This is a genomic window from Kitasatospora sp. NPDC085464, from assembly GCF_044541955.1.
Taxonomy (GTDB): Bacteria; Actinomycetota; Actinomycetes; order Streptomycetales; family Streptomycetaceae; genus Kitasatospora.
The window spans coordinates 40,160-67,135 of record NZ_JBITTM010000014.1; the positions used below are offsets into that span (position 1 = coordinate 40,160).

Here is a 26,976-nt window from a genome sequence, read left to right on the forward strand (position 1 = left end):
CATCGCTTGCCATCATCCTCACGACGGTAGCGCCGCGCCGGAAGGCCTCCGCCCCGCCGCGCCGCCGTACGGCCGTACCGCCTTCGACGAGCGCGGGGCCGGGCACGAGCGCGGGGTCGGGCACGAGCGCGGGGTCGGGCACGAGCGCGGCGCTGCCGGTGTCCGTGGACACGGCATCAGAGCAGGCCGCCGCCGAGCCGGGGGCGGACGCCGAGCCGGGGGCGGACGCCGAGCCGCTGGTACAGGACGCGGCGGGACCGGCGCTCGCGCGTGACCAGCCCGGCCCGGTGCAGGATCTGCAGGTGGTAGGAGACGGTCGCCGGGGCCAGGTACAGCCGCTGGGCCAGCTCCGCGGTGGAGCGGGGCTCGCTGAGTTCGGCCAGGATCCTCGCCCTCGTCGCGCCGATGAGCCGGTCCTCGCCCGACGGCGCGAGGCAGTCGGCCGGGGCCGCCGGATAGATGATCAGCGGGGTGCGCGGGGCGGGCGCCCCCGGCTCCCCGGCGCAGAAGATCGCCTGGTTGACGAAGACGCTGGGCACCAGGACCACCGCGCGGGCGTCCACCGTCAGACCGTGGGGGCTGCCGGGGCGCAGGCGGAGGGTCAGGCCACCGTCGCACCACGCCAGGTTCGGCGCCAGCCGGTTGAGGGTGTCGGCGAGCCCGTGGTACGCGATGGCGGTGGCGCGGGCGCTGACGTCCGCCTCCAGCCGGGCCCGGATGCCGGGCCACGACGGCTCCAGCGCCGCGTGCCAGAACTGTGCCATCTCGTCGGCGAGACGGTGCGCGAAGGACCGTTCGCCGCGGTCCAGGGCCTGGAGGAGCGGTCGTGGCGCACCTTCGCCCGAGGCCGGATCCCACGGATGGCCGTTGACGGCCAACGCCAGCTCGTAGCCGATCCGTTCGGTGGGGGCGGTGGCGACCCGGTGCAGGGCCGCGTCGACGCTCGTCTCGAAGCCCTGCGACTCGGGCCGCAGGAAGTCCGGGGCGTAGCCGCACGGGCCGCCGCCGCCCACGGCACCCAGCAGGCCGAGCCGGTGCTGCACCAACGCTTCCCTGGTCCGGGCCCGCCAGTCGGCGCTGAGCGCTTGTGGGGTCCGCCGGAGGGAGTAGATCAGGTCCTTCGCGGAGTCCAGCGGGGACACGGCGAACCTGACGCCCCCCAGGCCTTCGGCGCCCAGGTTGATCCGTATCACGGTCCGTTCCCCCTCGCACCGGAATGTGAAAACCATCGAATCATTCGACCGGCCCCACCGATCGGGGATTTCCTGGATTCACCGCACCAGCCGCTCGTCCCGTCCGTCCCGTCCGTCCGCTCCGTCCCCGCACGCGGTACCCGCGGCGCCGCTCGGCGCGCTCGGCCCGGGAGGCTGGGAGGCCCGGGAGGCCCGGGAGGCGGCTGCGGTCAGCCGTCGGGCTCCGCCCTCATCGGGGGTGGGGCGGAGCCCGACGACCGGGCCCCCTGCCGGATGGCGGCCCGGGTCAGTGGGTCGCCTCGACGGCGATGCCGACGAGCCGGAGGATCGCGTGACCCCAGGCGGTGGCGGCGATCAGGACGCCGAAGACGACGGCGGTGAAGACGGTGAACGCCTCGTCGCTGCGGGTGCGGGCCTCGGTGCGGCGCCGGAGTCGGATGACGATGAGGATCGCGAGGAACGCCGTCGCGCTGATCGTGTACTGCACTGTCCGCCCTTGACGCTGTGTGAGGAGTCGGTCACCCGGCGCACGCTGCCGTTCGGGTGAGCATGCCAGAGCGAGAGGCGGCCCGGGGCGGGTTTCGGGAAATCAGCCGGGTGCGAACGGCCCCGGCGGGCGCACGGCGCCGGGCATCGAACGCGGACGTTCGGACGACGGCCCGGAAGGGGACGGCCCGTGCCCGCTCGGGGGTTCGGGCAACGGGCCGACCGTCTCCAGCGTGCGGTGCGCGAGCGCTCCGCGCACCCGCGACTAGGCCGGCAGGTGACGCAGCGCCGACGGCGGACGGCGCGTCGTGCGCTACGACCTGCGCGACAGCGGCACGTCGACGACCGTCGACCCCGAGGCTCCGGCGTACACGCTGCGCGAGATCCCCGGCGCGCGGCTGCTCGTGCTCGAACAGGCCGCGACCGCGATCCCCGACGCGGCCGCGGAGGAGATCGCCGCGGCGATGCTCACGCTCTGACTCGTCAGGAAGCCGGTCGCACGATCCAGAAGCGGGACTGGACGTACACGGCGCGGTTGGGGTCGTCGGCCGCGACGTGGAGCGGGGTGTGGAGGCAGAGGACCCGGCCGCCCAGCCGCTCCTGCTCGGCCGCCAGCCACCGGGACTGCCAGAGCATCGCGGCCGCCACGCCCGCCAGGAACATGCCGATCGGGGTCCCCGTGGCATAACTGGCCGCGAGTCCGATCGCCAGGACGAGGAGCAGCGGCACGGTGAGGCCACGGGAGAGCAGGTCGAAGGTCTTGTCCCTGGCGACCGTCTCGGCGGTCGGCGGCGGAGGGGCCAGCTGCTCCAGCCGCGTCTCGTACCAGGGCCGACGGGCCTTCAGGTAGCTGAAGAACATCACCACGAAGAGGATCACGCCGACCAGCACGCCGTTCACCGGGTCCGACCCCTGGTCCGCGGCCGTGAAGGCCGGCACACAGCTCACCAGGCTCACGGAGAGCAGCAGAACCGCCTGGATCCGTACCGACTCGACGAGACCCATCAACCTCAGACCACTGCTCACGAAACCGTCCCCCGCCATTCGACCAAGATCGTCGGAATCGTAGCGGGCACCGGCCGCCCACCGGCACGCCGGGGCCGCGGAAGGCGGAGGCGCGGCGCGGCGCGGGCTCGGCACGGGCTCGGCGCGGGTCAGTCGGTGTCGGGCAGGCCGCGGAGCTCGGTGTCCCAGTCGATGAGGTTCCCTTCCGTGCCCTGCGGGACCAGTGCGAAGGTCTCCCGGCGCAGCCAGCGGCGCACCTGTCGGGCCGGGAGGTCGATCAGGACGGTGCCGTCGTGGCCCCGCAGCATGATGCGCAGGGCAGTGCGGCCGTGGCAGGTGCAGGGCGGCCAGATGCGGACGTCGCCGAGGCCGACGGGCTTCTGCAGCCCCTCGCACAGGAGGTCGCGGGCGAACTGCCAGATGCCTCCGTCGGCTGCCGGCCCGAGGAATTCGAGGGCGACGGCGAGCGGGTCGTCGGCGTGGTACTCGAAGCGCACGGGGATGTCGACGGACCGGTGCTCGCCGAGGACGAGCCGGGCGTCGAGGAGGAGCTCGGTGCTGGCGGCGTCCGGGCGGGACTGGGGGCTGGGCAGCGGCTGGGGGACGGGCACGGGTGCTCCTGCGTCGGTATCGGTGATGGTGTTGGTATCGGTGGCGGTGTCGGTATCGGTGGCGGCGGCGGGACAGGGGTCGGCCGTACGGGGTGACGGGCGCACGGGCGGGATGCCGTTCCCGACCCGGGCGGGGCCGGGCGATTCGACCGCGACGACGGTGGCGACGGTGGCGGCGTGGGATCCCGCCCCGGGCTCTGCGCACCGCCCGGAACCAGGGAAGACGGATCCGCGGACCAGGCTAGGAAGCGATACCGGTGAAGGTGTCCGGGCCGTGCACCGGCACGTGTCGATCCGCGCACTGTTGCGTCGATGCCGCCACGTCGGGTGCGCCCACCGGCTCGCGTCGGGTGCGCCCCCTGCTCGCGGCGGGTGCGCCCACCGGCTGCACTCGGTGCGCCGTCGGAACAGGCGCCGGGCCTGCGTCTTCCTAGTCTGATGCCGCTTCGCACGCCGCTCCGGCCGGCCGGTCGGTGTGCCCACGCCCCGCCCCGCAGAGCTTCGAGGGCTCCGTAGAGCTTCGCAGAGCTCCGTAAAGCTTCAAGGGCTCCGTAGGGCTCCGTAGGGCTTCAGAGAATCCGAGGACTCGACAATGACGACCCCTGACACTCCCACCGTCGTGCTCGTGCACGGCGCCTTCGCCGACGCCTCCAGCTTCGCCCGGGTCATCCCGCAGCTGCTGGCCGACGGGCTGAACGTGGTGGCGCCGGCCGTGCCGAACCGCAGTCTGGTCGGCGACTCCGCCTACATCGCCTCGGTGGTCCGGCGGATCCCCGGACCGGTCGTGCTGGTCGGCCACTCCTACGGCGGCGCCGTGATCACCGTGGCGGGCGCCGAGGAGAACGTGCGGGCGCTCGTGTACCTGGCGGGCTACGCGCTGCAGGAGGGGGAGAGCCTGAGCGAACTGCAGGGCGGCTTCCCCGACTCCGAGCTCGCCTCCGCGCTGGTCTACACCCCCTTCCCGCTGCCGGGCGGGGAGGGCGAGGGCACCGACGTCTCGGTGGAGGTCGACCGTCTTCCGGCGATCTTCGCGGCCGACGTCGACCCGGAGCTGACCCGCGTCCTCGCCGTCTCGCAACGGCCGCTCGCCGCCGCCGCGTTCGGCGAGGCCGCGCCCACCGCCGCGTGGAAGACCAAGCCGTCCTGGGGGATCGTCGCCACCGCCGACCGGACCATCAACCCCGACGTCCAGCGGTTCGGCTACGGCCGGGCCGGCGCGACCGCCGTCGAGGTCGACTCCTCGCACCTGGTCATGCTCGCCCACCCCGAGCGGGTCGTCGACGTGATCCGCGAGGCCGTCCGGACCGTGACCGGCTGACCCCGCCGACCGGCCGGCCGGCCGGCCGCCCCAGACCCATTCCCCTTCCCACCCCGAGGAACCCAGGACCACCATGACCAGCCAGCCACACCTCCACCAGCACGGCCCCGAGATCCAGGAGTTCGGCACCGTCGCCCAGCTGCCGATCGCCCTCTCCCACGACGCCCGCCAGTACTCGTGCCAGCGGCTCAACCGGGTCCTCGCGGACACCCAGTTCCTGTACGCGCTCTACAAGAAGAGCCACTGGGGCATGCGCGGGCCGACGGCGTACCAGCTGCACCTGCTCTTCGACAAGCACGCCCAGCAGCAGCTGGAGCTGGTCGACGCGCTCGCCGAACGGGTGCAGAGCCTCGGCGGCGTCGCCGTCGGCGACCCCCGCCACGCCGCCCTGATCACCGGCGTCCCGCGCCCGCCGGACGGCATCGAGGGCGTGCACTCGATGCTCTCGCGGCTCCTGGACGCGCACGAGACCATCCTCGCCGACACCCGCGACGCCGCCACCCGCACGGCCGGTCTCGGCGACGACGGCACCCAGGACCTCCTGGTCTCCCAGGTCATCCGCACCGGCGAGACCCAGGTCTGGTTCCTCGCCGAACACCTCGTCGCCCCCGACGCGGGGGCCTGACCCCGGGCCGGCCCGGGCCGGACGACCGCGATCCCGACCCCGGCCGGGCCCGTTCGACGAGGGCCCGGCCGGGGTCGTCCCCGGCCTGTCACCTCCTGTCCTCCGGCTCCGAGGCTCCCGGCTCTCAGAACAGAGCGTCCTGCTCCGTGGCCGGCGGCGCGGCGAACCGCTTGGGCGGTCGGCCGGCCACCGCGTCGAGGCCGAGGAGGGTGTGCCACCGGCCGGCTACGCACCCGTCGGACAGCAGCCGGGCCAGCACCCGGGCGGTGACCTCGACGTCCGGCATCGCCCGGTGGCGGCCGACCGGCCTGGGGATGCCGTAGTGCCCGAGCAGGGCGTCCAGCCGGTAGGAGCCGAGCCCCGGCAGGACCGCCTTGGCGAGGCGGATCGTGTCCAGGAGCCGGGTGCCCGCCAGGACCGGGCAGTGCGCGGCCTGGTGGGCGATCAGCCCGGCCTCCGTGGCGGCGTGGTGGGCCACGATCCGGTACGGCGGGCCGGTCAGGTGGGCGTCGAGGCAGGCCATCACCTCGGCGGCCGGGGCCGCGTGGGCGAGCAGCTTCGCGGTGATGCCGGTCTGCCGTACGTCCGACGCGGTGACGGGGACGTCGGCGGGCGGGCGGATCAGTGCCTCGGACCGTCCCGCCTCGACGAGCCCGCCGCCGGCAGGGCGCAGCGCGAGGACCGCGACCTCGATCGGCTCGGCCGGACGCCCGGCGGGGGTGAGCGCCTCGAAGTCCACCACCAGGAGCGTCAGTTCGGCGAAGCGCGGGTCACGTGTCAGCTGTTCCACGCCACCCCGTCCTGGCGGATCGTCCGCGTCCGCTGCCGGATCGGCGCGCGCCCGTTCCGCCGTTCACCACCCGCCCCGCCCCGGTCACCACTCTCCCCGCACCAGTACCGCCCCGGTCACCACTCTCCCCGCACCAGTACCGCCCCGTGCAACACGCGGCCCGCCGCCCGGTGCGCTTCGAGCCACCGGGTGAAGGCGTCGACCCGCGCTCCGGGATCCGCCCCGCCGGGCTCGACCGACTCGTCCGGGCCGGCCGGGCGGGTCGGCGGCGGCGGCACGATGACGACCACGGCCTCGCCCCGTTCCTCGGCGGCCGCCAGCCAGCGGGTCGACACCTCGACCCGTGAGCCCGGCTCCCACCCCTGGCGGCCGCCGACCAGCACCAGCCGCTCGATCCGGCCGTCGGCGACCTCGATGGCGCCGGTCGTCACCGGCGGCTCACCGGCGGCGACCACGAAGCCGCTGTCGATCGCGGCCTCCACCAACTCGGTGTGGAGGTCCGTACCGACCTGCACGATCAGCTCCGCGACCGGCGGCCCCTGCGCCACGTGGCGCACGACCAACGCCCACACCACCGGCCCCTGGGCCCTGCCGCCGTCCGTCCCGCTCGCCATGCCCGTTCAACGAGCCGCACCCGCCGGACGCCCCCGGGTTCACCCGTCCGGGGGACGGCGCGGGGGTAGGGGGGTCGGGTCTCGGCGGCGCTCTCACACCGGGTGGCATCCCGAATAGTCCTCCTATTAACCGGTACAGGTGATTTCGGCGCTCTTGTGTATCCTCCGACAACTACCATCCACTGTTTATGACTGCACGTCAGAACAGCTCAACGGAACGGGAGTCCGCCGACGTCGTCGTCCTCGGTGCGGGGCCCGCCGGGCTGACCCTCGGAAACATCCTTCACGCACACGGGATCGACTGCGTCGTCCTCGAACGCGCCGAACGGGCGGCCCTGCAGGTCCGGGCCCGGGCCGGGTTCCTCGCCCCGAACACCGTCCGCACGCTGGAGCGCCACGGCCTCGCCGACGGCCTGCTGCGGCACGGCCGCCCGCACGGCGCCTGCGAGTTCCGCACCGACACCGGCACCTTCCGGCTGGACTACGACCGGCTCGGCCGCCGCGAGCACCACACCGTCTACCCCCAACAGGACCTGGTCACCGACCTGATGGCGCACTACCTGGACGCCGGCGGGCGGATCCGGTTCGGCGCCGAGGCCCTGGCCGTACACGACGCCGACGGCCACCGGCCCACGGTCGACGCCCGCGACGCGCAGGGCCGCCGCACCCGGTGGCACGCCCGGTACGTCGCCGGGTGCGACGGGCGCCACGGCGCGGCCCGGCGCTCGCTGCCCCCGGGCACGCTGCGCCACCACCCCGACCACGGCATCAGCTGGCTCGGACTGCTCGCCGAAGCGCCCCCGAGCCTCGACACCGTCGGCTACGCGACCCACCGGCGCGGCTTCGCCGGGCACATGGCCCGCACGCCGGACGTCACCCGCTACTACCTGCAGTGCGAACGCGGCACCCCCGCCGACGCCTGGAGCGAGGAACGCATCTGGGACGAACTCGACCTGCGGATGCGCTCCGACGACCACCGACCGCTGCACCGCGGCAGGATCCTCCAGCGCGCCGTCGTCGACCTGCGCTCCGACGTCGTCGAACCGCTGCGCCACGGCTCGCTCCTGCTGGCCGGCGACGCCGCGAGTCTGATCAGTCCCTCTGCGGCGAAGGGCGCCAACCTCGCGGTGCTGGAGGCCGAACTCCTCGCCCTGGCTCTGGTCGACGACCTCGCGCACGGTGACGCCACGGCGCTCGACCACTACTCCCGGCGGTGCCTGGCCCACATCTGGCGCGCGCAGGAGTTCTCGCACTGGATGATCCGGCTGCTGCACACCGACTCCGGCCCGGTCTCGGGCCCGGACACCCGGGCGGATTCCGGAGCGGATCCGCGCCCGGACGACGAATCGTTCTTCCACGAATCCATGCGGCGCTCGCGCCTGGAATCCCTGCGCACCTCGCGCGCCCACCAGGACTGGTTCGCCGAGAACTACGTCGGCGTGTGACCCCGACTGTTCCCGCCCCCGACTGTTCCCGCCCCACCTGTTCCCGCCCCCACCTGTTCCTGCCCCCAGCTGTTCCTGCCCCTCCCCCGGCACCGCGGTCCGAACCGCCGGGACCCGACCACCGGAAGTAGGACGCCCCCGATGACGGCAACACCCCTGACGACTGTGCCCCTGACGACTGCGCCCCCGCCCGTGCTGCCGACGCCCGTGCTGCCGGCGCCCCCGAACGACGCGGCCCGCCTGCGCGAGGCGGCCGCGTTCGTCGAGGAACAGGACACCGCCACCCTGCTCCGCCTCCTGCTGCCCGGCCTCGCCGGCCCGGAGCTGCGGGCGCTGGCGGACCACTGCCGCTTCGCGCACGCCGCACTGCTCGTCTTCCCGCCCGACGAGGCGACGCTCCGCGCCCACCTGACCGCCTCCGGGCTGGCCCCGGACACCCCCTCGTACCCGAGCACCGTCGTGCGGCAGCGCCTGGCCCGCCGGCACGGGCGCCGCGAGGCCGAACTCGACGTCAGGATCCTGCGCCCGCCGGTGCCCGGGCCGCGCCGGGAGCAGCGCACGGTCGAGGTGTTCGCGCTGACCGTGCCGCCGGGCTCGGACCTCGCCGCGATCGCCGCGCACGAACGCGCCCACCGGCACGAGGCGCACGTCGCCTTCGAGGTCGCCCGCCCGGACCCGCTGGTGCTGAGCGGACTGTGCTCGCTCCTGGCCCGGTACGGCGCCGTACCGGACGGCGGCGGGTACAACCCGCACGAGGACGGCACGGTCCTCTACTTCGCCGCCCCCGCCCACGCCACGGCCGGGTACCGGCGGGTCGAGCTCCACGCCCGGGGCGACCACCCGACCGTGCTCGCCGCCCACCTCAACACGGAAGGCGCGGGTACGGAAAGCGCGGGTACGGAAGGCGCGGGTACGGAAGGCGCGGGTACGGAAGGCGCAGGTACGGAAGGCGCGGACGCCGGGAACACGGGAGCCGGACACACCGGCGCGGACCGGACGGCCGAAGCGCTCCTGCAGCTGCTGACCGGCGCGTGGACCACCCAGGCCCTGGCGGTCTGCGCACAACTGCGGCTGCCCGACGCCCTGGACACCCGCACCCCGGCGGGCCCGCAGGCACTGGCCCGTACGGTCGGAGCCCACCCGCGCAGCCTGGCGACCCTCCTGCGCTACCTCGCGATGGTGGGCGTGACGGCCAGGGAGGGGGACGGTTTCCGGCTCACCGAGCTCGGCGCCCTGCTGCGCACCGACGCCCCCGGCTCGATGCGGCCGCTGGCCCTGATGTACGGCGGCCCGTTCTACCGTTCCTTCGGCGCCCTGGGCCACACCGTGCGCACCGGCGAGGCCGGCTTCGACCACCTCTTCGGCGAGAACCACTTCGAGCACTTCGCCCGGGACCCTGAGCTCGCCGAGCTGTTCGACCGGTCGATGGCCGCGAGCTCGCGGATGTTCGAGCCGGTCCCCGCCCACCCGGTCCTTGTCGCCGCGGACGGAGGGGCGCGCCCGGCCACCGTCGTCGACGTCGCCGGTGGCAACGGCGAACTCCTGGGACGCGTCCTGGCCGCGCACCCGCACCTGCGGGGCGTCCTGCTGGAACGCCCGCACGCCGTGGACGCGGCGCGCCGGCTGCTCGACGCGGCGGGCTGCGGCGAGCGCTGCACCTACCGCAGCGGCGACTTCGCGGACGTCCCGCCGGGCGCGGACGTCTACCTGCTGTCCCGGGTGCTGCACGACTGGGACGATGCGCGCTGCCGCGAGATCCTGCGCCACTGCGCCCGCGCCATGCCCGCCCACGCCGACCTGCTCGTCATCGAACGCCTCCTGCCCGAGGACGGCTCGACCTCCCTGGCGACGGCGTGGGACCTCCACATGATGTGCAACACCGGCGGTCGCGAACGCCGCGCCGACCACTACGCCCGTCTGCTGGCCGACGCCGGCCTCCGCCTGGTGGACCACTCGCCCCTGCCGCTGGGCGCCGCCGTCCTGCACGCCCGCCGGACCGTCAGCGGACCCGATCGAGCGGGGGGAACCGCGTGATCTCCTCGTCGAGCCAGGTATAGGTCTCCAGATAGGACAGGTAGCCGGCGTGGGCGAAGACGAGCACTCCGCCGATGGGCTGCCCGTCGGCGCCGAGGACTTCGGCGTCGGCGACGACGGAACCACCGGTGACGGGAGCGGCCTGTGCGAGGGTCTCGTCCAGCCCGAGCCCGATGCTGGCGCAGGAGCACGTGCAGTGCCCGGTCACCCGCAGGTGCGGGATCTGCGCCCGCAGAGCGCGGTGGGCGGGGGTGTCACCGCTGAGGAGTGCCTCCAGCAGCTCGACGGCTTCTGCGGGTACGCGATCACTGGTCGTGCTGGTTTCCATGACCCGACCTGACCAGCCGACCAGGTCGGACGTCAAACCGGATTCCGGCACGTACGGTGCCCCACCCGGTCCCGCGGGCCACGCGACCCACCCGACGGCCCGGCCCCGAGGCTGTCTAGGCCGCCAGGCGGGCCGTGGCCAGGGCCAGCGCGCGGTCGAGCGCGTCCCCGGCGTCGCACGGGACGTCGGGGCGCACGCCCGTCCCCTCCCAGTTGGTGCCCGAGACGGCGTTGACGCCGCGGGCGACCGGCACGGAGAGCTCCAGGTGCGGGTGCACCGTCCAGCCTTCGCGCGGGTGGGCGCCGCCGCGGGTGGTCTCGCCGACGATCTCGGCGCGCTTCAACTGCTGCAGGTCGTAGGCGAGTTCCTCGCCCGCGGAGAACGTGTCCCCGCTGGTGAGCACGTAGAGCGGCTTGCTGCCGCCGAAGCGGGCGCCCGGCACGAACGAGGGCGTCCAGAACTGCTCGGCCACCTCGCCCTGGCGCTTGAGCAGGGTTTGGAGATGGGTGCGGCCGTCGATCAGGTGGCCGCAGACGAAGGCGACCGTGTTGGGGTCGCCACCGGCGTTGCGGCGCAGGTCGATGATGAGGGCGCGGGCCGGGGCCACCAGGGAGAGCGCCGCGGTCAGCGGCTGCGCCGCCCAGTCCAGCGGGAACATGTGCGGTGCCAGCTCCAGGAGCGCGACGCCGCCGTCGAGGAGTTCCACGCGGGGTACCCCGCCCAGGGAGTCGTCGAACTTCCGGCGCATCTCCGCCATCACCGCGGCGCCCCGGTGCTCCGGAACCGGCTCCGCGTGGTACTTGAGCGCCAGGTGGAGGTCGCCGTTGACGGACCGCAGATCGGCGGTGACCGCATCGGCCAGCTCCTCGGCGGTTCCGGCCGGGTAGGCGCCCTCGGAGCTGCGGCGCCGCAGCAGGTCCGCCAAGTCCCGGGCGACATCGGGGAAGACGTAGTTCTCGGCGAGCAGGGCGGCGATGGACTCGACGGCGGTGGTGGTGGCAGCGGTGTCCAGCGCGGGAATCGCGGTGATGGCAGTCATGGCAAGGAAGTAGACCAGCGGCTTGCCAAAGCGTCAACAGCACTTAACACTTGATTCCGTGAACCAGCCATCAGCAGACGACGCCCAGCAGATCGACACACCCCTGCAGCACGCCGCGCTCGCCCACCCCCTGCGCCAGCGCCTGCTCTTCGCCCTGAGCGGCCGACCGTCGACGATCAGCAAGCTGGCCGCACAGCTGGGAGTGAACAAGGGCAGCGTCTCCCACCACCTCAAGGTGCTGCGCGAGGCGGGACTGGTCCAGGAGGCCGGGACCCGGCAGGTCCGCGGCGGCACCGAGCAGTACTACCGGCGGACCGCGGAGCGCCTCAACGTCGCCGAGCCGCAGGCCGAGGGCATCGCCGCCCTGCTCGGCGCCGTCGCCCAGGAGGTGGACCGCTCCCCCGTCGAACACACGCTGTCCCTGCGCCACATCCGGCTCAGCCCGGCCAAGGCGGCCCGACTGGCCGAGGCCCTGGCCCGACTGGTCGACGAAGCGGAGGAGGACTCGCCGGACGAGCCGGTGCACGGCGTGCTGGTGACGCTCTACCAGCAGGCGGGCCCCACACCGCGCCCCCGCCCCTGACCACCCCGCCCCGCCACACCCCGTCACACCGTGACCCCGCTCCCGACCGCCCCGCCTCGACGCCCGGTCCGGCAACAACGGCTCTGTCCACGCCCACTGCGCGTCAGCCAACGGCCCGACCAGACCGACGATCCGGTGATCGGAAAGGAACACCCCAGGCGTCGCCTCAATGTCCGCCGCGGACCACCGCCAACCCGCCGACCCGGGTCGTGATGCCCGCCGGCCCGCGCCGGGCCGAAGCGAGCACGCTGGCCGGTCGACCGAGGGCATCACCCTGCTCCACCTCGATCGCGACCGTCTGCGCGCCCGTCGTGTCGAGCAGGTGGGCGGCCAGGCAGCCGGTGCTGTTGGCGTTGGCGACGTCCTCGTCGACACCGATCGCCGGCGCGAACATCCGCGCCGCACCCGGCCGGTCGCCCACCGGCGGCACGTACACGAAACAGCCGAGGAGCCCGTACCGCCGGCACGCCGCTGTCAGCCTGCCGAGGTCTGGGCGGACGCGGAACAGCGCCGACCGGTCGTGGACCGGTACCAGCAGGCGGGGTGCGCCGGGCGCGGCGATCCGTGGCGCGTCGGTCGGATGCGGGTCGTCCGCGGTGAGCCCGAGCGCGGCGACGATCGCGGCGCGCTCGTCCGGTGCCGGGTGACGCAGCGCGACGAGGCCCTGGTCGAACCACACCTCGATGCCGGTGGGGCGGCGGATCGCGACGGTGTCGAACGTGCGCCCGCCGGTGTGTTGGCGGTCGTTCAGCTCGCCCAGCGCGGTGCGGGTCAACCGGACCGCCTGCGCGGCGACGGTGCCGTGGCCGCAGCCGGACAGTTCGGCGGTGGCGGTGAAGAACCGGACCGGCCGGCCACCGTCCGGCCTCCGCTCCGGGCCGAGGAACGCCGCGTGCGAGGTGCCGGCCGCAGCAGCGACCGCACGCCGGTCCGCGTCCGTCGCCGCGGGGTCGTCGTCGGTGACGGCCGTGGGACTGCCGCCCCGGCCGTCGCGCCGCACGCACGCATCGACCACCGTGACATCCGGCCAGGACATCGGCCCGGGGGTTGGACGACGACTCCCGCCGGACCCGGCCGACCACACCTTCACCACGTCCTGATTCCGGCTTCGTGGGCGACGACCCGACCGTCGCGGGACAGGACGCGCCCGCCGCCGGCCATGGCAGGCGATCCAGCCCGTCCACGCTGGCGGAGCCCCGGCCTCATCCGACCCTTGCCGGGTGTCCGCCATCCGCCGGTGCCGTCGGCGTCAGCAGCAGACTGAGGTCGAACGCCGGCGCGCTGTGAGTGATGGCACCGACGGATATCGCGTCGACTCCGGTCTCCGCGACGGCTCTGACCGTGTCCAGCGTGATGGATCCGGACGCCTCAAGTCGGGGCCCTTCCGGCCCTCGCAGTGCCACGATGTGCCGCATGTCCTCGATGGACATGTTGTCCAGCATGATCCACTCGACTCCCGCGCGCAGCGCCTCGATGGCCTGGACGGTCGACTCGACCTCCACCTCGACGGCGACGCCCCGCGTGTTGCACGCGCGCACTGCCGCGATCGCGGCGCTCACGCCGCCCGCCGCGGCGATGTGGTTCTCCTTGAGCAGGACCATCGCCGCGAGGTCGAGCCGGTGGTTGTCCGCTCCGCCGGCGGCGACCGCGGCCTTGTCGAACGCTCGAAGCCCGGGCGCTGTCTTGCGGGTGTCCAGGATCCGTACCGGAAGCCCGGCCACCGCCTCCGCGAAGGCTGCGGCGGTGGTGGCGATGCCGGACATGCGTTGCAGGAAGTTCAGAGCCGTCCGCTCGCCGGTGATGATCTCTCGTGCGGGTCCTGCCAGCGTGAGCAGGTCCTGCCCGGTCTGGACGCGGTCGCCGTCCCGAACGTGCTCGGTGACGACGACGTCGCTGCCGAGCTGCCGGTACACCTCGGCGGGGATCGCCGTGCCGGCGATCACGCCGTCTTGGCGGGCGACGACGCGCGCCCGGGCGTGGATGCCGTCCGGCACCGCCCAGCGGGTGGTGATGTCGTCCTCGGCGCGGTCCTCGGCCAGGGCGCGGCGCACGGCGTCCGCCATGGTGCCGACGGCGACCGCCGCATGGTGCGCCGGGTGCGGGGCCGGGGCACCGCGTTCGGGGCCAGAGATAGATAAAGCATTCATATAAATATTGTATGCTTCACGCATGAGCCGCCGTCAAGGCACCACCCGTAGCGCTTCCACCGCGATCGGGTCGGCCCTCTACGGGCTGGCCACCACGACCGTGAGACGCCTTCCGCGCGACATGAGCATCACGTCCGCCGCCACCCTGGCCACCCTGCACAGGACCGGCCCGCGACGCATCACCGATCTGGCCGCGATCGAGGGTGTCACCCAGCCCGCGATGACCGTGCTGGTCCGGGTACTGGAGGAGTCCGGACTCGTCGAGCGGAGGGGCGACGCCTCCGACAAGCGGGTCACACTGGTGTGTCTGACCGAGGCCGGCGCGTCGTACGTCCAGACGCGGCACCAGTCGGGCGTCGATGCGTTCGCGCGGCTGATCGACGACCTCGCCGACGACGAGGTCGAGGCCCTGGTGGCGGCGCTTCCGGCGCTGGCGCACCTGGCAGAGCTCGAAAGCCGGGACCGCGAAGCGCCGAAGCGGTGACGGGGCGACCGAGACTGGGCGCCTTTGATCGGGGGCACGTAGTGACGCAGTGGCAGCTCTTGCAGGGGGACATCTTGCTCGGCGAGCTGAGTGAGTACGGCTGCGACCAGCCGTTCTTTCTGGCGCACTTCACCCCAGGGCCGGGCTGGGAGAGCGCGATGGGGTTGTTCGAGGCATGGGCGGCTCTCAGGGGGCCGGACCCAGATGGCTCTCGCACCGTCGCTGTGATGAAGCCGTTGCGGGACTTGGGCCTCACACTGGCTCCGGTCGGCGGCGGCCAGCCTGTGCTGCAGGTGTTCAGGAACTGCACATTGCGCATCGACGGATCTGAGGCGCGCCTGCGTTACTGACCTGGTGAGCTGGTCTGGGACAACGTCCGACTCCATCTGACCAAGCCCCTGCGGGAGTTCATCGAAGCGAACGCCAGCTGGCTCACCAGGGGTGCCGAAGCTGGCGAGGACGACGGAGTAGGCCGAGCCTGCAAAGCAGACCTCGCTGGCAAGCAGCAGTTCGCCGAGGCGTTCGCGGAACTCGGTTCTGCGGGCGACGGCGATGAGCCAGGCTGCAGTCTTGCGCTCGCGCCACCCGCCCTCAAGCAGGACGGTCAGCTCACGTGGGGTGATGTCGGCGGCGGCCTCGCCGAGCGCCCGTGTGAACTTGGTGCGCTCAGGCCCGGTCATGCGACCGAGGCTGCCGCCGAGTTTGAGGTAGCGCCGGTCGGGCGTGACGTAGCGGTGGACAAGAGCTTGCAGCTCGGGGTCCTCGTGGACGTAGCGCATGGCCGCATCCTGCCCTGTGCAAAGCTCTCTGACCAGTGCATTTCTCGGCTGCACCGTTCACTTGTCGGGCTCGTCGTACGATTCGCCGAGGTCGTCGAGCAGGCTGTGGATGGGGAAGCTCCCGGCAGGCATGCCCCCGGACTCGGACCCGAGCGTCTACCGGCACTCCCAGTACAAGGAGGTCGCCCGCCGGGGCCGTATCGCGGGGCTCGCCATCGTCGTGCTCGCGGTGACCGAGATTGCGCTGTCGGCGGCACTCGTCCGCGGCCTCTAAGCGACCGGGCAAGCCCAACCCCGGCATCACCCAATCAAGTTCAGTAGCCACCGCCGACAAGGGACGTGGGCTCACGCGGTCTCAATCCGAAGGAATCGGTACCGCATTCCAGGTTTCGAGGGCTGTGTACGGGGCTCCGACGTCGCAAGCTTGCATGAGTACGTGGCCGAAGTGTGGGCCAAACCCCGGTTCGGCTTCCAGGCAGACCTTAAATCCAGGGAATGGAGGGAGGTCACTGAACTCCTCCTTGCTCTGGAATACCCAGCCGCCCCCGACCGCCACCGACTCGAACACGGTCTGTGGCCCGTTGCACGGGGTCAGAACGATCACAGGATGAACAGTGTTCGCGTAGCTGATGCATTGCCCGGTCAACTTGTTTTCGAGCTTGACGTCGCCTATATCGCCCGACACAAGCAGAACTTTCCAGCGCTGCTGATCCGTTATGGAGGGCCCGTTCAAGCGAATGGTTCCGTCGACCTGGAACGTTTCTGACAGCACATCCATGGCGCGAACAGAACCAATTTGGTCTCGTACAGTGGTCCGTAGTTGGAACCAGCCGGCTGGCGGGTAGGCGCTGGCGGATGTTGCCGAGAGAGGGATTAGACCTCCGGACAGGATCAGGATTGCTGCCAGTCTCGGAAGAATTCTTCGGCCCGGCATTCGCCTGTTCATCGCTGTCCCCTCTCGTGAGAATGAGGGAAATTCGACGTGGCGGGCTGATCCGGTCAAACCCAAGGCGATGTCAGGGTTTTGGTAGATCGAGCACTGGGGCAGCTCGGCCACGTCGCTTCGGCCGTAGTTGGCATAGCCGCCTTAACCACCGTATCGCCAGCCTGGCGATGCTGCGAGCTCGTCCTGGCCGCTCAGCGATCCCGGCCCCAGCTCGACGAACGCGCCCTGGGTGTGATGCCGTTCTCCGGAAGTCCTTCGGGGTTGACGCGCATCCACGGAGCTGGTGAAAAGGCGTCGCGCTGGGGACCTCCGGGCACTAGCGTGCGGCGGCGTGGACGTAGAAGATCCCAAGGACTTGGTCCGGCGCGGGTATGACCTGCTGTCGAAGCGCTATGAGCGCGCATTCGGCAGCGAGACGAAGTACGGCTCGTGGATCGGGCAGTTGCTTGACCGGATCCCGGATGCGGCCACGGTCTTGGATGTCGGGTGTGGGACCGGTGTTCCGGTGGCCCGCTCGCTCGTCACGGCCGGTCACCGCGTCACTGGTGTCGACATCAGCGAGGTCCAGATCCGCAGGGCCCGGGAACTGATGCCGGATGCCGAGTTCATCCGGGCTGACGCCACGGCTCTGGAGCTTCCGCAGGAGAGCTTCGATGCTGTGATCTGTTTGTATGCGCTGATCCACATTCCGTTGGAGGAACAGCCCGCCCTGCTGGAGCGGATCGCTTCCTGGCTTCGGCCGGGGGGGGGGATGGTTCCTGGGCACCACCGGGCACCAGGCCTGGACCGGGACTGATGAGGACTGGCTCGGCGGCGGGGTCCCGATGTGGTGGAGCCACGCGGACGCCGCCACGAACCGTTCCTGGCTCGTGAAGGCCGGCCTTGACGTGGTCCACGAAGAGTTCGTGCCCGAAGGGAAGAGCGGCCACGTCCTGTTCTGGGCTCGGCGAACCGCAGTGTGAACAGGTGACACTTGGCCGACTCTCCCTCGGGCCGCGGCCCCCGCTCACGCCCGGCTACCCGGGCATCCAGCCCGGCCCCGAAGGCGTCGACGCGCTCCGCAGGGACCCGTCCCCGCCGGCGGGGCTCGGCGTACGGGAGGTCTTCGACCACCTCTCGGAGTTCGTCGAGGCGCTCGACACCAAGCCGATCATCATGGGCCACTCCTTCGGCGGCGCCTTCGTCCAGCTCCTCCTCGACGCCGGCTACGGCTCGGCCGGGGTCTCCATCGACGGCGCGGCGGTGAAGGGCGTGAAGGCGCTGCCGTTCAGCGAGATCAAGGCGACCTTCCAGGTGCTGAAGAACCCGGCCTTCACCAACAACCTGACCGAGGAGGAGTCCAAGGCGGTCTACGACCGCTACTCCGTCACGGTCTCCGGCCGCATCCTCTTCCAGGGCGGCTTCGCCGCCGTCACCCCGCACGCGGCGACCACGTACAACTTCGCCAACGACCACTGCCGAGGCCTTCCGCCTTCGGGGCTCGCGGCGCCGGTCGGACCCTAGAGCATGACCAGCAGCTTGGTGCCCGGGACGAGCTTGCGGTTGACGGACGTCGACTGGACGAACACGGTGTACGAGGGGTTGTCGCCGGGCTTCACCGCGACCTCCGAGGCCGGCAGGCCGAGGAGTGCGCGGGCCGCCGGGCCGGAGAACACCTTGCCCGTCATGCGGCCGGTGACCGGGTCCTTCTCGGCGACGGCGAGCTGCTTGCGGCCCTGGATCTTCTCGCGCTTGGACAGCTCGTAGTAGGCACAGCCGGTCTTGTAGGTGTGCCCGGAACCGGTGACGAAGTCGCGGATCGGCATGGCCTCGTCGACCGGGACCAGGATGTACTTGCCGGCGTCCAGGGCGTCGAGGCTGGCCGTCACGTCGGCGCTGCTGAGGTCCTGACCCATGGTGAAGAGGTTCCGGGTGCCGCGTACGCCCTTCTCGCGGCCGCGCAGGAAGCTGGTGGCGGCCGTCTTCACGGTGCCGATGGCCTCCTCGACGCCCTTGGTGGAGTCCGCGTCCCAGATCGCGATGTTGCCCGCGGGGAAGCCGTACTCCTGCGCGGTGCGCTTGGCCAGGGAGTTCGGGACGAGGATCGCCGACGTCCAGTGTTCGGGGAGGTCGTCCATCGCGCCCTTGATGCGGCCCATCCAGGTCTTCAGGACGACCTTGCCCTCCCCGCCCATGCGGGTGTGCATCGAGCCGACCTCCGAGTAGCCGGAGGCATTCTCCTCGCCGTCCGTCACGACCACCTGGAGGAAGGAGTGCTCGCCGTAACCCTCCCAGATGTTCTTCAGGTCGTCGACCGACTTCACGGCCGCCTCGATCAGCGCCGTCGCGCCGTTGTCGACCTTGTAGAGGCCGCGCAGGGACGGCAGGTGCTTGACGTCCATGTCCCAGACCAGGTTGTGCACCTGGTGGTCGAACGCGTAGAGGCTGATCCGGGTCTCGTGGCCGAGCCGGTCGGACTCCTCCTGGAGGCCCTTCACGAATTCGTCCACCACGCGGATGAGCTGTGCCTCGTGCTGGCGCATCGAGCCGGACTTGTCGACCACGAGCGAAACGTGGTTGACCTTGTGCTTGATCCTGTTCGCGGACATGCTTCTCCCCTTTTCCAACACGCTTTTCGACGCCATTTCCGGCGCCTTCCAGCGCGCCCCTCCGACGTTGGTTACACACTACGGCGAGGCACTGACAGTCGGCCCTGACCTGGGAGTTCGCCCGGTCATCCGGAGACCGCCGGGCGAATGGATCCGACTCTCCGAGGTGCTTTCCACGACGCGCCGCGGTACCTCCCGGGAAGCGAATTCCGGGAACTCCGCTCCGCGGAGCGGATCCTGGGGCAGAATCACCGGAAGCCAGGGGGAACGCGTCGAGGGGGGAAGGGCCAGGGATGGGGATCTTCAGCCGCAAGAACCGGGACCGGGCAGCCGCGCCGCAGGACACGCACCAGGACGCGCCGCCGCGGGAGGAACCGCAGGACGCACCCCCGCGGGAGGCAGCGGAGAACGCACCGCAGGACGCACCGCAGGACGTATCGCCGGGCGTGCGTCGGGACGCGCTGCCGAGCCTGCCGCCGGAGCTGGTCGGGCAGGGCGGATCCTGGATCTACGAGGTCGCCGGGGAGTACTCCACGGAGACCTGGGCGCCGCCCGAGTCGATCCGGCGCTGGTGGGAGGTGGACCGCGACGGCAACGTCATCGGCGGGCCCGTCGAGAACGAGCACTTCGGCCCGCCCCAGGACGACCTCACCCGTGCGACCGACCCCGACGGGCCGCTGGGCTGGCTGACCGACCCGGAGACGGCCGTCCGCCAGTGGCTGGCCGTCGCGCTCGAACGGATCGTCGAGGGCGTCGAGATCCACTGGCTCAAGGTCATCGACACCCCGGTCGTCCTGGCCGGCAACGACGCGTCCGACTTCGCCCCGCCGGACTTCGGCCAGGACCCGCCGTCCCGGATCGGCGTCGCCGTCCCGGTCGGCTTCGGGGGCCAGGTGGACGGCCACGACCCGGCGGTGGCCTGGGGCCTGCTGCTGTGGGTGATGGTGACCGACGGATCGGACGAGAACCTGCAGAACGTCTGGCTCCGCTACGAGGTCGGGGTGGATCGCGCGGCCGAGAGCCTGCGCATCGTCCTCCAGGCGCCCGACATCCAGTTCTGAGGAGATGCCCGTGGCGGCCTGCGGCGGCCTGCGGGGGCCTGCGCCGGACCCCCGCCCGGGTCGGCCTCCGGTGGGACATCGCGGCCCGGACGGTAAACGCCCGGGCCCGCGAACGCCACTTCCGGGCAGCCGCCCAGGCACCCGGACCGGGAGCCCGCCGAGGGCGGCCCGACCCCGGAAGGCACACCGCATGACGGATCCCCTGACCCTGCTGCTCCACGGCCCCGTACCCGCGGTGCCGGAACCCGCCGACGCCCTCGCCCGGCCGGCCCGCGCCGAGCGAGCGTCGGACAGGCCGGCGTCGGACAGGCCGGCGTCGGGCGGGGCCCGGTGAGCGGGGAGCCCACGATGCCGTTCGAGGAGGCGTACCGGCTGTACCACGGCCGGCTCCTGCGGGCGGCGCGCCGGCAGGCCGCGGAGCTGGGCCTGTCCGAGCGGGACGCCGACGTCGAGGCCGTCGTCCAGGACACCTTCGAGGAGGCGCTGCGCGTCTGGGCGACCGTCAGGATCCCCTGGGCCTGGCTCTACACGGTGGCCCGGCGCCGGGTCGCCCGGTGCGTCCCGGCGGCGGTGCGCCGGGCGCACGGGGAACCGGCGCAGCACGCCGAGCAGGGGGCGGTCCGCTGGAGCACGGCCGCGCCGGCGGCCGACGCCGAGGACTTCGCCGCCGCGCGGGAGGTCACCGCCTTCATCCGGCGGATGCCGCAGCAGCGGCAGCAACAGGTGGCCTACCTCCGGTACGTCATGGGCTGGGACTTCACCGAGATCGCCGAGCAGCTGGGCTGCCGCCCGGCGACCGCGCGCGTCCACGCCCTGCGCGTGCGCAAACGCGTCGCCGAGCTGGCGGCCCTGGGGCACACCGTGGACGAGGCGATGACGGTCGCGGACCGCGACCGCGGCTCGGTGTCGATCGACTTCGTCCTGGCGACGGGTGTCGCCTTCGGGGTCCTCGGAGTGCTCGTCCAGGCCGGGTCGCCGTGGGCATGTGCGGTGCTGGGGGGCGTGTCGCTGGTCGGCCTGGTGGCGTTCTCGGTCCGGGCGTCGGCCGTGCACGAAGACGGGCGGGAGGACGGACGGGACGCCGTGCGGGAGGACGGGCGGAGCGCGCCCCCCGAGAACCGCGGTGGCGCGGGCGGCCCGGAAGGGCGCCGTGCGGGCGGCGGCGAACCCCGAGGGGCAGGAGGACCGCCCTGACCGCGCTCTCCACCGGCCGCAGGGCCTGCCCGGGCCGGCGCTGCCCGCCTGCCCGCCTGCCCGCCTGCCCGCCTGCCCGTCAGCCCGTCAGCCCGTCAGCCCGTCTGCCTGTCAGCCCGTCAGCCCCTCGGCGGTCCACCAGGCGCGGGGGTCGTCGCAGCCGCCGACGGCGAGCCGCTCGCCGTAGCCCCGCTCGACGAGGCAGCCGCCCCGGTGGGCGTGGAGCCGCAGCCGGAGGGAGGTCCGCCCGTCTGACGGGCCCAGCTCCGGGGGCCGCAGGGCCGCGTGGTCGTCCTCGACGCGCCACCCCTGGCCGGCGTCCTGCTGTCCGTCGTCGGGCCGTTCCCGGGAGAGGTAGACCGAGCCGTCCGGGTCGGCGGTGAGCAGGAGGGGCCCGCCCGCGTCGTCGTCCGTGCTCGCCAGCGGGGACCGGACGGTCACCTCGCCGTCGGGGGCGGGCCGGACGAGCCATTCCTGGCCGTCCTCTCCGCTCTCCGGTATGGCGACCACCGCGGCGCCCTCGGCCGCGCGGGAGGCGTCGACCCCGGCCGCCGCCATGCGCAGCGACGCCGGCCAGGAGGTCAGGGTGCCGAATCCGCTCGGCTGCCGGGGCTCGGCCTCCGGGGGTGCGGCCCGCAGTCGGGCGGCCGGTTGCTCGGACGGGCTGCCGGTCCGGTCGTCCGGTTCGCGCAGCAGGGCTCCGCCGTGGCCGGCGGGCTGCTGGGGGCCGACGGTCGTGGCGGGTGGTGGTGCATGTGTCCGCGGCGCCGCCGGGTCTTCCTGACGGACCATCAGGAGGCAGGTGAGCAGGGCGAGCGCGGTGGTGGTCTGCGCGGCGACGCGCGCGGGGCTGTGGGACAACTGGTCTTTCCTCCCCGGCAGTTCGGTATGCGGCGGGCGCCCGTGCCACCGCCCGGACCGGGGTCCCGCGGCGGCACGATCGGCGGCACGGGAGCCGGCCGCCGTCAGGCGCCGTCCGGTATAACGGCCGACGCGGCCAGGAGGGACGTCTTCGCGGTGGCATCGGCCGGCGCAGTGGTGTCACCGGCTTCGCAGCGCCTGCGGCGATGCCGCACGCGGACGGCGCCCGATGGTGCCGGAACGGGGGCCGGGCAGCTCGCCGACGGCCCCGCACCGACCCCACAGCGGCCCCGCACCGGCCCGCCGGCGGCTCGGCGACACCGACCCCGCACCGGCCCTGCACCAACCCCCACCAGGCCTCCAGCGGCCCTGCGACGCACCGGCCCGCCGGCGTTTCACAGGCGGAGGTGGGACGCCCCGTTGAGGTCGAGGATGGTGCCGGAGGCCCAGGTGGCCTCGGGCGAGGCCAGGTAGAGCACGGCCGCGGCGACCTCCTCCGGGGTGCCGACCCGGCCGAACGGGCTCTGGGCGCGCAGGGCCTGCCCGGACGGGCCGGCCAGGCGGTCGGCGACCCGGTCGGTGGCGGTGAACCCGGGGGCGACCGAGGTCACCGAGATGCCGTGCGGGGCCAGGGCGACGGCCAGGGACTGGCCGAGGGCGTGCAGCGCGGCCTTGCTCGCGCCGTACGCGGGGTGGTCCGGCTCGCCGCGGAAGGCTCCCCGCGAGCCGATGTGCACGATCCGGCCGGGTGCGCCGCGGGCGATCATGTGGCGGGCCACGCAGTAGCCGAGGTTCGCGGCGCCGAGCAGGTTGACGTCGACCATCCGCCGCCAGACGCGCTGCCAGTCCTCGTACGACACCTCGGCCACCGGGTGGGCGTTCGCCGCCGAGGTGGCCACGGCGGCGTTGTTGACCAGGACGTCGACCCCGCCGAGCGCCGCTTCCGCGTGCTCGGCGATGCGCTCGGCCGCGGACGGGTCGCCGAGGTCGCCGTCGACCAGGACGTGCCCCTCGCCGGGCAGCGCGGCCAGGGTCTGCTCGGCCTGGGGCCGGTCCGTCGCGTAGTGCACGGCGACGCGGTCGCCCCGGGCGGCGAACGCCTGCGCCACCGCTCGGCCGATGCCCCGGGAGGCGCCGGTCACCAGGACGCCCCTCATCGGGCGAACATCCGGGTCTCGTCGCGGAACGCCTTGAACTCCAGGGCGTTCCCGGCCGGGTCGAGCAGGAACATCGTCCACTGCTCGGCGGGCTGCCCGGCGAAGCGCAGGGACGGCTCGACGACGAACGCGGTTCCGGCGTCGGTCAGTCGCCGGGCGAGGACCTGGAAGGCGTCGACGTCCAGCACCAGCCCGAAGTGCGGTACGGGGACGGGGCGGCCGTCCACGGTGCCGTGCCCGGTGGGCTCGGGGCGGGAGCTGCCGGCCTCGGTGCGGGAGCCGGCGACGAGGTGCGTCACCAGCTGGTGGCCGTGGAGGTCCCAGTCGACCCAGCCGTCGGTCGAGCGGCCCTCGGGGAGGCCGAGCACGCTGCCGTAGAACGCGCGGGCGCGGGCCAAGTCGTCGACGGGGATGGCGAGATGAAAGGCGGGACGAGTCATGGTTCCCCACCTTGATCCCAGCACCCATCCAATGTCAACATTCGGACATGAACGATGAACCCCTGCGGAAGGCGGTCCGGCGCGGGCTCGCCGACGAGGTCGCCGACCGGGTCCGCGACGCGATCCTCGACGGGCACTACCCGCCCGGCTCCCCGCTGCGCGAGGTCGAGCTCGCCGAAACGCTTGGCGTGAGCCGCGGGGCCGTGCGCGAAGGGCTCGCGCAGCTGCAGCGCGAGGGGCTGATCCGCACCGGCTGGCACCGGCCGACCACCGTCGTCGCGGCGACCACCGTCGACGTCGAGGAGGTCTACCGCGTCCGCGCCGCGCTCGACCGGCTGGCCGCCGTCACCGCGATGCGCCGCGCGACGCCGGCCCAGCTCGACCGACTCGACCGGCTCGTCGACGAGATGGCCGCCGAACTGGCCGCCGGCGCCGGGGTCCCGCGGCTGCTCGCCCTCGACATGGCCTTCCACGACCGGATCTACGAGGCCGCCGGGAACGGCCGCCTCACCGCGGCCTGGCAGGCCGTGCGGTCCCAGGTGTTCCTCTTCCAGCTGCAGCGGGTCTCGCTCGCCCAGGGCGGGTACCGCGCACTGGTCGTCGACGAGCACCGCGAACTCGCCCGGCTGCTGCGGGCGGGCGGTGACGAGCAGGAGCTCGACCGGCTGGCCGCCGAACACGTCGACACCGCCCGCCGCAGCCTGTTGGCCCTGCTGGCTGACCGGCCGACGACCGGTCAGCCGCCCACGGAGCCGCCGACGTCCCCCTGAAGGGCGCCGTGCGGGAGCGCGCCGTGCCGAAGAGCGCCCTGCGGGAGCGCGCCGTGCGGGAGGGCGTCCAGCAGCGCGGACTGCCGGGCGGTCAGCCTGCCCTCCGTCCGGGCCCTGTCCTGCTTGCGCAGCCAGGTGCCGGGGCGGAACGCCGGATCGGCGGGGCCGCCGGTGCGGTTGACGGGCCCGGTGAGGGTGCCGCCGCCCTCCAGGTAGACGAGCAGGCGCCGGTACGAGCGGTTCCAGTCCGGCTCCAGCCGCCACAGCCCGTCCAGCGCGTCGAGCTTCGCCCCCAGCTCCCCGGCCAGGTTCTCGGCCCGGCGCTGGCGGCGCATCCACGCGCCCACCGCGTAGCCGTCCAGCTTGGCGGTCGCCGGGATCGCCAGGTGGCCGTGCCGGTGCTGGAAGGCCCTCGCGTACGCGTAGCCGCGTTCCCAGGCGCCCGCGTGCTTCGACCAGATCATGCCGAGCGCGTCGAGTTCGGACACCCGGGCGGGGTCGAGCAGGCCCTGGCCGCGCAGGTGGCGCTGCCGGGCGAGCCAGGAGACCAGCCCCCCGTGGGCGGTCCGGTCGGTGGGGTCGAGGTGGCCGTGCTCCAGGTGGAACACCGCCGCCACCGCGTACATGCGCTGCCACTCGGCGGCCCGCGGGTTGAACACCCGGAGCTTCACGGCCCGCAGGATCGTGTCGGCGTGGCGCCGGGCGTCGATCCGCAGCCACTCGACCGGCGACTGCGGCGGCGGTACGGGCCGCTGCTCCGCCGCGGCGGCCTCCGCCCCGACGGCCTCCATCTCAACGCCCTCCCTCTCAACGCCCTCCCTCTCAACGCCGTCCCTCTCAACGCCGGCCCGCTCAGCGGCCTCCCCCTCGACGGCCCCCTCGGGGCCGGTGGCGGCGGCTGCGGCTGCGGCTGCGGCTGCGGTGTGCTGCGGCTGGGCGCGGTGGGCGCGCAGCTCGGTGATCCGGCCCACCACCCGGGCGTCGTGCGCGGCCAGCGCCCGCAGGACCCGCCAGATCGTCCGGAAGGAACTCGCCTCGATCTCGGCGTCGGCCTCCGCCTTCACCGCCTCCCCCGCGTCGCGGACCTCGGCCGGGTCCGCGGCCGCCGTGTCGTCTCCGGACGCCGGTGTCGGCAGGTAGACCGGGATGACCACCCACGACACCTTGCCCTGGCGGTAGGACTGGCGCAGCGCCCGGCCCACCGCCTGCACGATGTCGATGACGCTCGACTTCGGGTCGGCGAAGCAGACCGCGTCCACCGCGGCGATGTCGATGCCCTCCGACAGCAGCCGGGAGTTCGCGAGGATGCCGCACTCCTCGCCCTCCTCGCCGAGCCGTTCGCCGGTGTGCGCCTTGAACTCCTCGAACGCGGCCCGGCGTTCCCGCAGCCGGTCGGTGCCGGCCACCGCCTTCGCCCAGATCCGCTCCGGCCGGTCCGCGTCGCCGAGCAGCTCGGCCGCCCCCGCCAGGGTGCCGGCGAACTCGCGGGCCGCGGCCACCCGGGAGTGGAAGGTGATCACGCGGCGCAGCTGGAGGTCCGCGACCGCGCGAAGCACCGCGATCTGCAGGGCCAGGCGCAGCAGTTCCTCGTTGGTGCGCTGCGAGCGCAGGTCGGCGACGGCGGGCAGGTTGAGCAGGTCGCGCAGGTCCTCGTCCGTGACCACCGGCACCAGCACCCGGTAGTCGGCGAGGAAGCCGTGCTCGATGCCCTGCCCGAGGGTCCAGGTGTAGACGGTCGGGCCGTAGATCCGCTCGTCGTCCATCGAGCAGAGCGCGGGCAGGGTCTCGCCGGTGACGTCGTCCAGGCCCGCCGTCGCCGTGCGGTCGTCGGCGATCCGCGGCGTGGCGGTGCAGTACAGCCGGCGGACGACGGGGACCTGCTCGTCGTCGTGGACGGCCGCCCACGCCTTGCCCTCGGAGCCGGCCGTACGGTGCGCCTCGTCGACGACCACCAGGTCCCAGGCCCCGAGTCCGAACTGCCGGTGGGCCTGGACGATCCGCTCCAGCGAGGCGTACGTCGCGTACACGGTGACCGGCTCCCCCGGGCCCGCCGAGGCGACGAGGTCCGCGATCCGCGCGGCCTGCGTGGACACCTCGGCCCTGACCCGGCCGCCCGCCTCCGCGCTCTCCAGTGCCTCCTCCCGCGAGCAGGCCGCCACCGCCAGTCCGCGCCGTCCGCCCCGCAGCGACCACGCCTCGGCCGTCTGCTCCAGCAGCTCGATCGTCGGCACCAGCACCAACACCCGCCCCCGGGCCGCCAGTCGACGCGCGCACGCGGCCGCGATCAGCGTCTTGCCGGAGCCGGTCGCGGCCACCACCGTCGCGCGGCCGCCCGCCTTCACGGCCCTCACGGCGGCGGAGGTGGCCTCCTTCTGGAACCAGTGCAGGGGCACCGGGTTCACCGCCGGGGCACCGGGCGCCTGCCCCGGGACGGTGGTCCCGGTGGCGGCGGCGGTCGTCAGCGTGTCCACGGCGCGG

30 protein-coding genes and 1 pseudogene are annotated in these 26,976 nt (G+C 73.3%); 14 read left to right on the top strand and 17 right to left on the bottom strand.

Features of this window, described 5'->3' with window-relative positions; all coding sequences use genetic code 11:
* Positions 1-176: 176 nt before the first annotated feature.
* Complete coding sequence (locus ACIGG8_RS14490) at positions 177-1,193, bottom strand: ArsR/SmtB family transcription factor (protein WP_396548074.1); 1,017 nt, start codon at positions 1,191-1,193, stop codon at positions 177-179.
* Positions 1,194-1,479: 286 nt separating this feature from the next.
* Entirely contained in the window at positions 1,480-1,680 is a 201-nt protein-coding gene (locus ACIGG8_RS14495) for a hypothetical protein (protein WP_350520392.1), read from the bottom strand.
* A gap of 307 nt (positions 1,681-1,987) precedes the next feature.
* On the opposite strand from ACIGG8_RS14495, the gene ACIGG8_RS14500 reads away from it, so the two are divergent.
* The gene (locus ACIGG8_RS14500) at positions 1,988-2,158 is read left to right on the top strand and encodes a hypothetical protein (RefSeq protein ID WP_396548075.1); all 171 of its coding nucleotides are present in this window, start codon (positions 1,988-1,990) and stop codon (positions 2,156-2,158) included.
* A 4-nt stretch (positions 2,159-2,162) separates the two neighbouring features.
* On the opposite strand, the gene ACIGG8_RS14505 is transcribed toward ACIGG8_RS14500, so the two are convergent.
* Both ACIGG8_RS14505 and ACIGG8_RS14510 read right to left on the bottom strand, forming a co-directional pair.
* A complete protein-coding gene (locus tag ACIGG8_RS14505; protein WP_396548077.1) occupies positions 2,163-2,705 on the bottom strand; it encodes a hypothetical protein in 543 nt (180 codons plus the stop codon).
* 128 nt (positions 2,706-2,833) lie between these two features.
* Complete coding sequence (locus tag ACIGG8_RS14510) at positions 2,834-3,295, bottom strand: SsgA family sporulation/cell division regulator (RefSeq protein WP_350520390.1); 462 nt, start codon at positions 3,293-3,295, stop codon at positions 2,834-2,836.
* A 592-nt stretch (positions 3,296-3,887) separates the two neighbouring features.
* Here ACIGG8_RS14510 and ACIGG8_RS14515 point away from each other — a divergent pair.
* Positions 3,888-4,613, top strand: a complete 726-nt coding sequence (locus tag ACIGG8_RS14515) for an alpha/beta fold hydrolase (RefSeq protein ID WP_396548079.1) — start codon at positions 3,888-3,890, stop codon at positions 4,611-4,613.
* 73 nt (positions 4,614-4,686) lie between these two features.
* Entirely contained in the window at positions 4,687-5,238 is a 552-nt protein-coding gene (locus ACIGG8_RS14520) for a Dps family protein (protein ID WP_396548081.1), read from the top strand.
* A gap of 124 nt (positions 5,239-5,362) precedes the next feature.
* Here ACIGG8_RS14520 and ACIGG8_RS14525 read toward each other — a convergent pair whose 3' ends face one another.
* Both ACIGG8_RS14525 and ACIGG8_RS14530 read right to left on the bottom strand, forming a co-directional pair.
* Positions 5,363-6,028, bottom strand: coding sequence for a PolC-type DNA polymerase III (locus tag ACIGG8_RS14525; protein ID WP_396548083.1), 666 nt, complete (start codon positions 6,026-6,028; stop codon positions 5,363-5,365).
* A 116-nt stretch (positions 6,029-6,144) separates the two neighbouring features.
* The gene (locus ACIGG8_RS14530; protein ID WP_396548085.1) at positions 6,145-6,642 is read right to left on the bottom strand and encodes a hypothetical protein; all 498 of its coding nucleotides are present in this window, start codon (positions 6,640-6,642) and stop codon (positions 6,145-6,147) included.
* Positions 6,643-6,830: 188 nt separating this feature from the next.
* On the opposite strand from ACIGG8_RS14530, the gene ACIGG8_RS14535 reads away from it, so the two are divergent.
* Positions 6,831-8,087 carry a 4-hydroxybenzoate 3-monooxygenase gene (locus tag ACIGG8_RS14535; protein WP_396548087.1) on the top strand — a complete coding sequence of 419 codons (1,257 nt, stop codon included), beginning with the start codon at positions 6,831-6,833 and terminating at the stop codon, positions 8,085-8,087.
* Between the two features lie 141 nt (positions 8,088-8,228).
* Positions 8,229-10,121, top strand: coding sequence for a methyltransferase (locus ACIGG8_RS14540; protein WP_396548089.1), 1,893 nt, complete (start codon positions 8,229-8,231; stop codon positions 10,119-10,121).
* Here ACIGG8_RS14540 and ACIGG8_RS14545 read toward each other — a convergent pair.
* Together ACIGG8_RS14545 and ACIGG8_RS14550 are read right to left on the bottom strand one after the other, a co-directional pair.
* The gene (locus tag ACIGG8_RS14545; RefSeq protein ID WP_350520383.1) at positions 10,087-10,449 is read right to left on the bottom strand and encodes a hypothetical protein; all 363 of its coding nucleotides are present in this window, start codon (positions 10,447-10,449) and stop codon (positions 10,087-10,089) included. The genes ACIGG8_RS14540 and ACIGG8_RS14545 overlap by 35 nt on opposite strands.
* 115 nt (positions 10,450-10,564) lie before the next feature.
* On the bottom strand, positions 10,565-11,488 hold the full coding sequence (locus ACIGG8_RS14550; protein ID WP_396548091.1) for a S41 family peptidase: 924 nt from the start codon (positions 11,486-11,488) through the stop codon (positions 10,565-10,567).
* Positions 11,489-11,546: 58 nt separating this feature from the next.
* Between ACIGG8_RS14550 and ACIGG8_RS14555 the strand changes: the two genes are divergently transcribed.
* On the top strand, positions 11,547-12,071 hold the full coding sequence (locus ACIGG8_RS14555; RefSeq protein WP_396548093.1) for an ArsR/SmtB family transcription factor: 525 nt from the start codon (positions 11,547-11,549) through the stop codon (positions 12,069-12,071).
* 166 nt (positions 12,072-12,237) lie between these two features.
* Here the strand turns inward: ACIGG8_RS14555 and ACIGG8_RS14560 are convergent, their stop codons facing one another.
* A complete protein-coding gene (locus tag ACIGG8_RS14560) occupies positions 12,238-13,107 on the bottom strand; it encodes a PhzF family phenazine biosynthesis protein (protein WP_396548095.1) in 870 nt (289 codons plus the stop codon).
* A gap of 166 nt (positions 13,108-13,273) precedes the next feature.
* A complete protein-coding gene (gene nadC / locus ACIGG8_RS14565; protein ID WP_396548097.1) occupies positions 13,274-14,242 on the bottom strand; it encodes a carboxylating nicotinate-nucleotide diphosphorylase in 969 nt (322 codons plus the stop codon).
* Between nadC and ACIGG8_RS14570 the strand changes: the two genes are divergently transcribed.
* Both ACIGG8_RS14570 and ACIGG8_RS14575 read left to right on the top strand, forming a co-directional pair.
* Complete coding sequence (locus ACIGG8_RS14570; RefSeq protein ID WP_396548099.1) at positions 14,241-14,702, top strand: MarR family winged helix-turn-helix transcriptional regulator; 462 nt, start codon at positions 14,241-14,243, stop codon at positions 14,700-14,702. The genes nadC and ACIGG8_RS14570 overlap by 2 nt on opposite strands.
* Before the next feature lie 41 nt (positions 14,703-14,743).
* A complete protein-coding gene (locus ACIGG8_RS14575; protein ID WP_396548100.1) occupies positions 14,744-15,052 on the top strand; it encodes a hypothetical protein in 309 nt (102 codons plus the stop codon).
* Between the two features lie 90 nt (positions 15,053-15,142).
* On the opposite strand, the pseudogene ACIGG8_RS14580 reads toward ACIGG8_RS14575, so the two are convergent.
* Positions 15,143-15,481: pseudogene (locus ACIGG8_RS14580) on the bottom strand (DUF6000 family protein); the annotation flags it as partial.
* Positions 15,482-15,611: 130 nt separating this feature from the next.
* On the opposite strand from ACIGG8_RS14580, the gene ACIGG8_RS14585 reads away from it, so the two are divergent.
* Positions 15,612-15,755 (top strand): hypothetical protein, encoded by a 144-nt coding sequence (locus ACIGG8_RS14585; protein WP_396548102.1) that lies wholly within the window; start codon positions 15,612-15,614, stop codon positions 15,753-15,755.
* A gap of 81 nt (positions 15,756-15,836) precedes the next feature.
* On the opposite strand, the gene ACIGG8_RS14590 is transcribed toward ACIGG8_RS14585, so the two are convergent.
* Positions 15,837-16,259: a hypothetical protein gene (locus ACIGG8_RS14590; RefSeq protein WP_396548104.1), complete on the bottom strand. Its 423-nt coding sequence runs from the start codon at positions 16,257-16,259 to the stop codon at positions 15,837-15,839.
* A 499-nt stretch (positions 16,260-16,758) separates the two neighbouring features.
* Here ACIGG8_RS14590 and ACIGG8_RS14595 point away from each other — a divergent pair, with 499 nt between their 5' ends.
* Together ACIGG8_RS14595 and ACIGG8_RS14600 are read left to right on the top strand one after the other, a co-directional pair.
* The gene (locus ACIGG8_RS14595; RefSeq protein WP_396548106.1) at positions 16,759-17,223 is read left to right on the top strand and encodes a class I SAM-dependent methyltransferase; all 465 of its coding nucleotides are present in this window, start codon (positions 16,759-16,761) and stop codon (positions 17,221-17,223) included.
* Positions 17,224-17,393: 170 nt separating this feature from the next.
* Positions 17,394-17,930, top strand: a complete 537-nt coding sequence (locus tag ACIGG8_RS14600; RefSeq protein WP_396548107.1) for an alpha/beta fold hydrolase — start codon at positions 17,394-17,396, stop codon at positions 17,928-17,930.
* On the opposite strand, the gene ACIGG8_RS14605 is transcribed toward ACIGG8_RS14600, so the two are convergent.
* Complete coding sequence (locus ACIGG8_RS14605; RefSeq protein ID WP_396548109.1) at positions 17,927-19,015, bottom strand: VWA domain-containing protein; 1,089 nt, start codon at positions 19,013-19,015, stop codon at positions 17,927-17,929. The genes ACIGG8_RS14600 and ACIGG8_RS14605 overlap by 4 nt on opposite strands.
* Positions 19,016-19,308: 293 nt before the next feature.
* On the opposite strand from ACIGG8_RS14605, the gene ACIGG8_RS14610 reads away from it, so the two are divergent.
* Together ACIGG8_RS14610 and ACIGG8_RS14615 are read left to right on the top strand one after the other, a co-directional pair.
* On the top strand, positions 19,309-20,076 hold the full coding sequence (locus ACIGG8_RS14610) for a hypothetical protein (RefSeq protein WP_396548111.1): 768 nt from the start codon (positions 19,309-19,311) through the stop codon (positions 20,074-20,076).
* Positions 20,077-20,424: 348 nt separating this feature from the next.
* A complete protein-coding gene (locus ACIGG8_RS14615; protein ID WP_396548113.1) occupies positions 20,425-21,270 on the top strand; it encodes an RNA polymerase sigma factor in 846 nt (281 codons plus the stop codon).
* Positions 21,271-21,381: 111 nt separating this feature from the next.
* Here the strand turns inward: ACIGG8_RS14615 and ACIGG8_RS14620 are convergent, their stop codons facing one another.
* From ACIGG8_RS14620 to ACIGG8_RS14630, 3 genes are all read right to left on the bottom strand, one after another.
* A complete protein-coding gene (locus ACIGG8_RS14620) occupies positions 21,382-22,131 on the bottom strand; it encodes a hypothetical protein (protein WP_396548115.1) in 750 nt (249 codons plus the stop codon).
* 395 nt (positions 22,132-22,526) lie between these two features.
* Positions 22,527-23,288 (bottom strand): SDR family NAD(P)-dependent oxidoreductase, encoded by a 762-nt coding sequence (locus ACIGG8_RS14625; protein ID WP_396548117.1) that lies wholly within the window; start codon positions 23,286-23,288, stop codon positions 22,527-22,529.
* The gene (locus ACIGG8_RS14630; protein ID WP_396548119.1) at positions 23,285-23,728 is read right to left on the bottom strand and encodes a VOC family protein; all 444 of its coding nucleotides are present in this window, start codon (positions 23,726-23,728) and stop codon (positions 23,285-23,287) included. The genes ACIGG8_RS14625 and ACIGG8_RS14630 overlap by 4 nt, the downstream gene beginning before the upstream one ends.
* A 47-nt stretch (positions 23,729-23,775) precedes the next feature.
* Between ACIGG8_RS14630 and ACIGG8_RS14635 the strand changes: the two genes are divergently transcribed.
* Positions 23,776-24,498: a GntR family transcriptional regulator gene (locus ACIGG8_RS14635; protein WP_396548121.1), complete on the top strand. Its 723-nt coding sequence runs from the start codon at positions 23,776-23,778 to the stop codon at positions 24,496-24,498.
* Here ACIGG8_RS14635 and ACIGG8_RS14640 read toward each other — a convergent pair.
* Positions 24,465-26,969 carry a Helicase associated domain protein gene (locus ACIGG8_RS14640; RefSeq protein WP_396548122.1) on the bottom strand — a complete coding sequence of 835 codons (2,505 nt, stop codon included), beginning with the start codon at positions 26,967-26,969 and terminating at the stop codon, positions 24,465-24,467. The two genes, ACIGG8_RS14635 and ACIGG8_RS14640, sit on opposite strands and share 34 nt — an antisense overlap.
* Between the last annotated feature and the right edge of the window lie 7 nt (positions 26,970-26,976).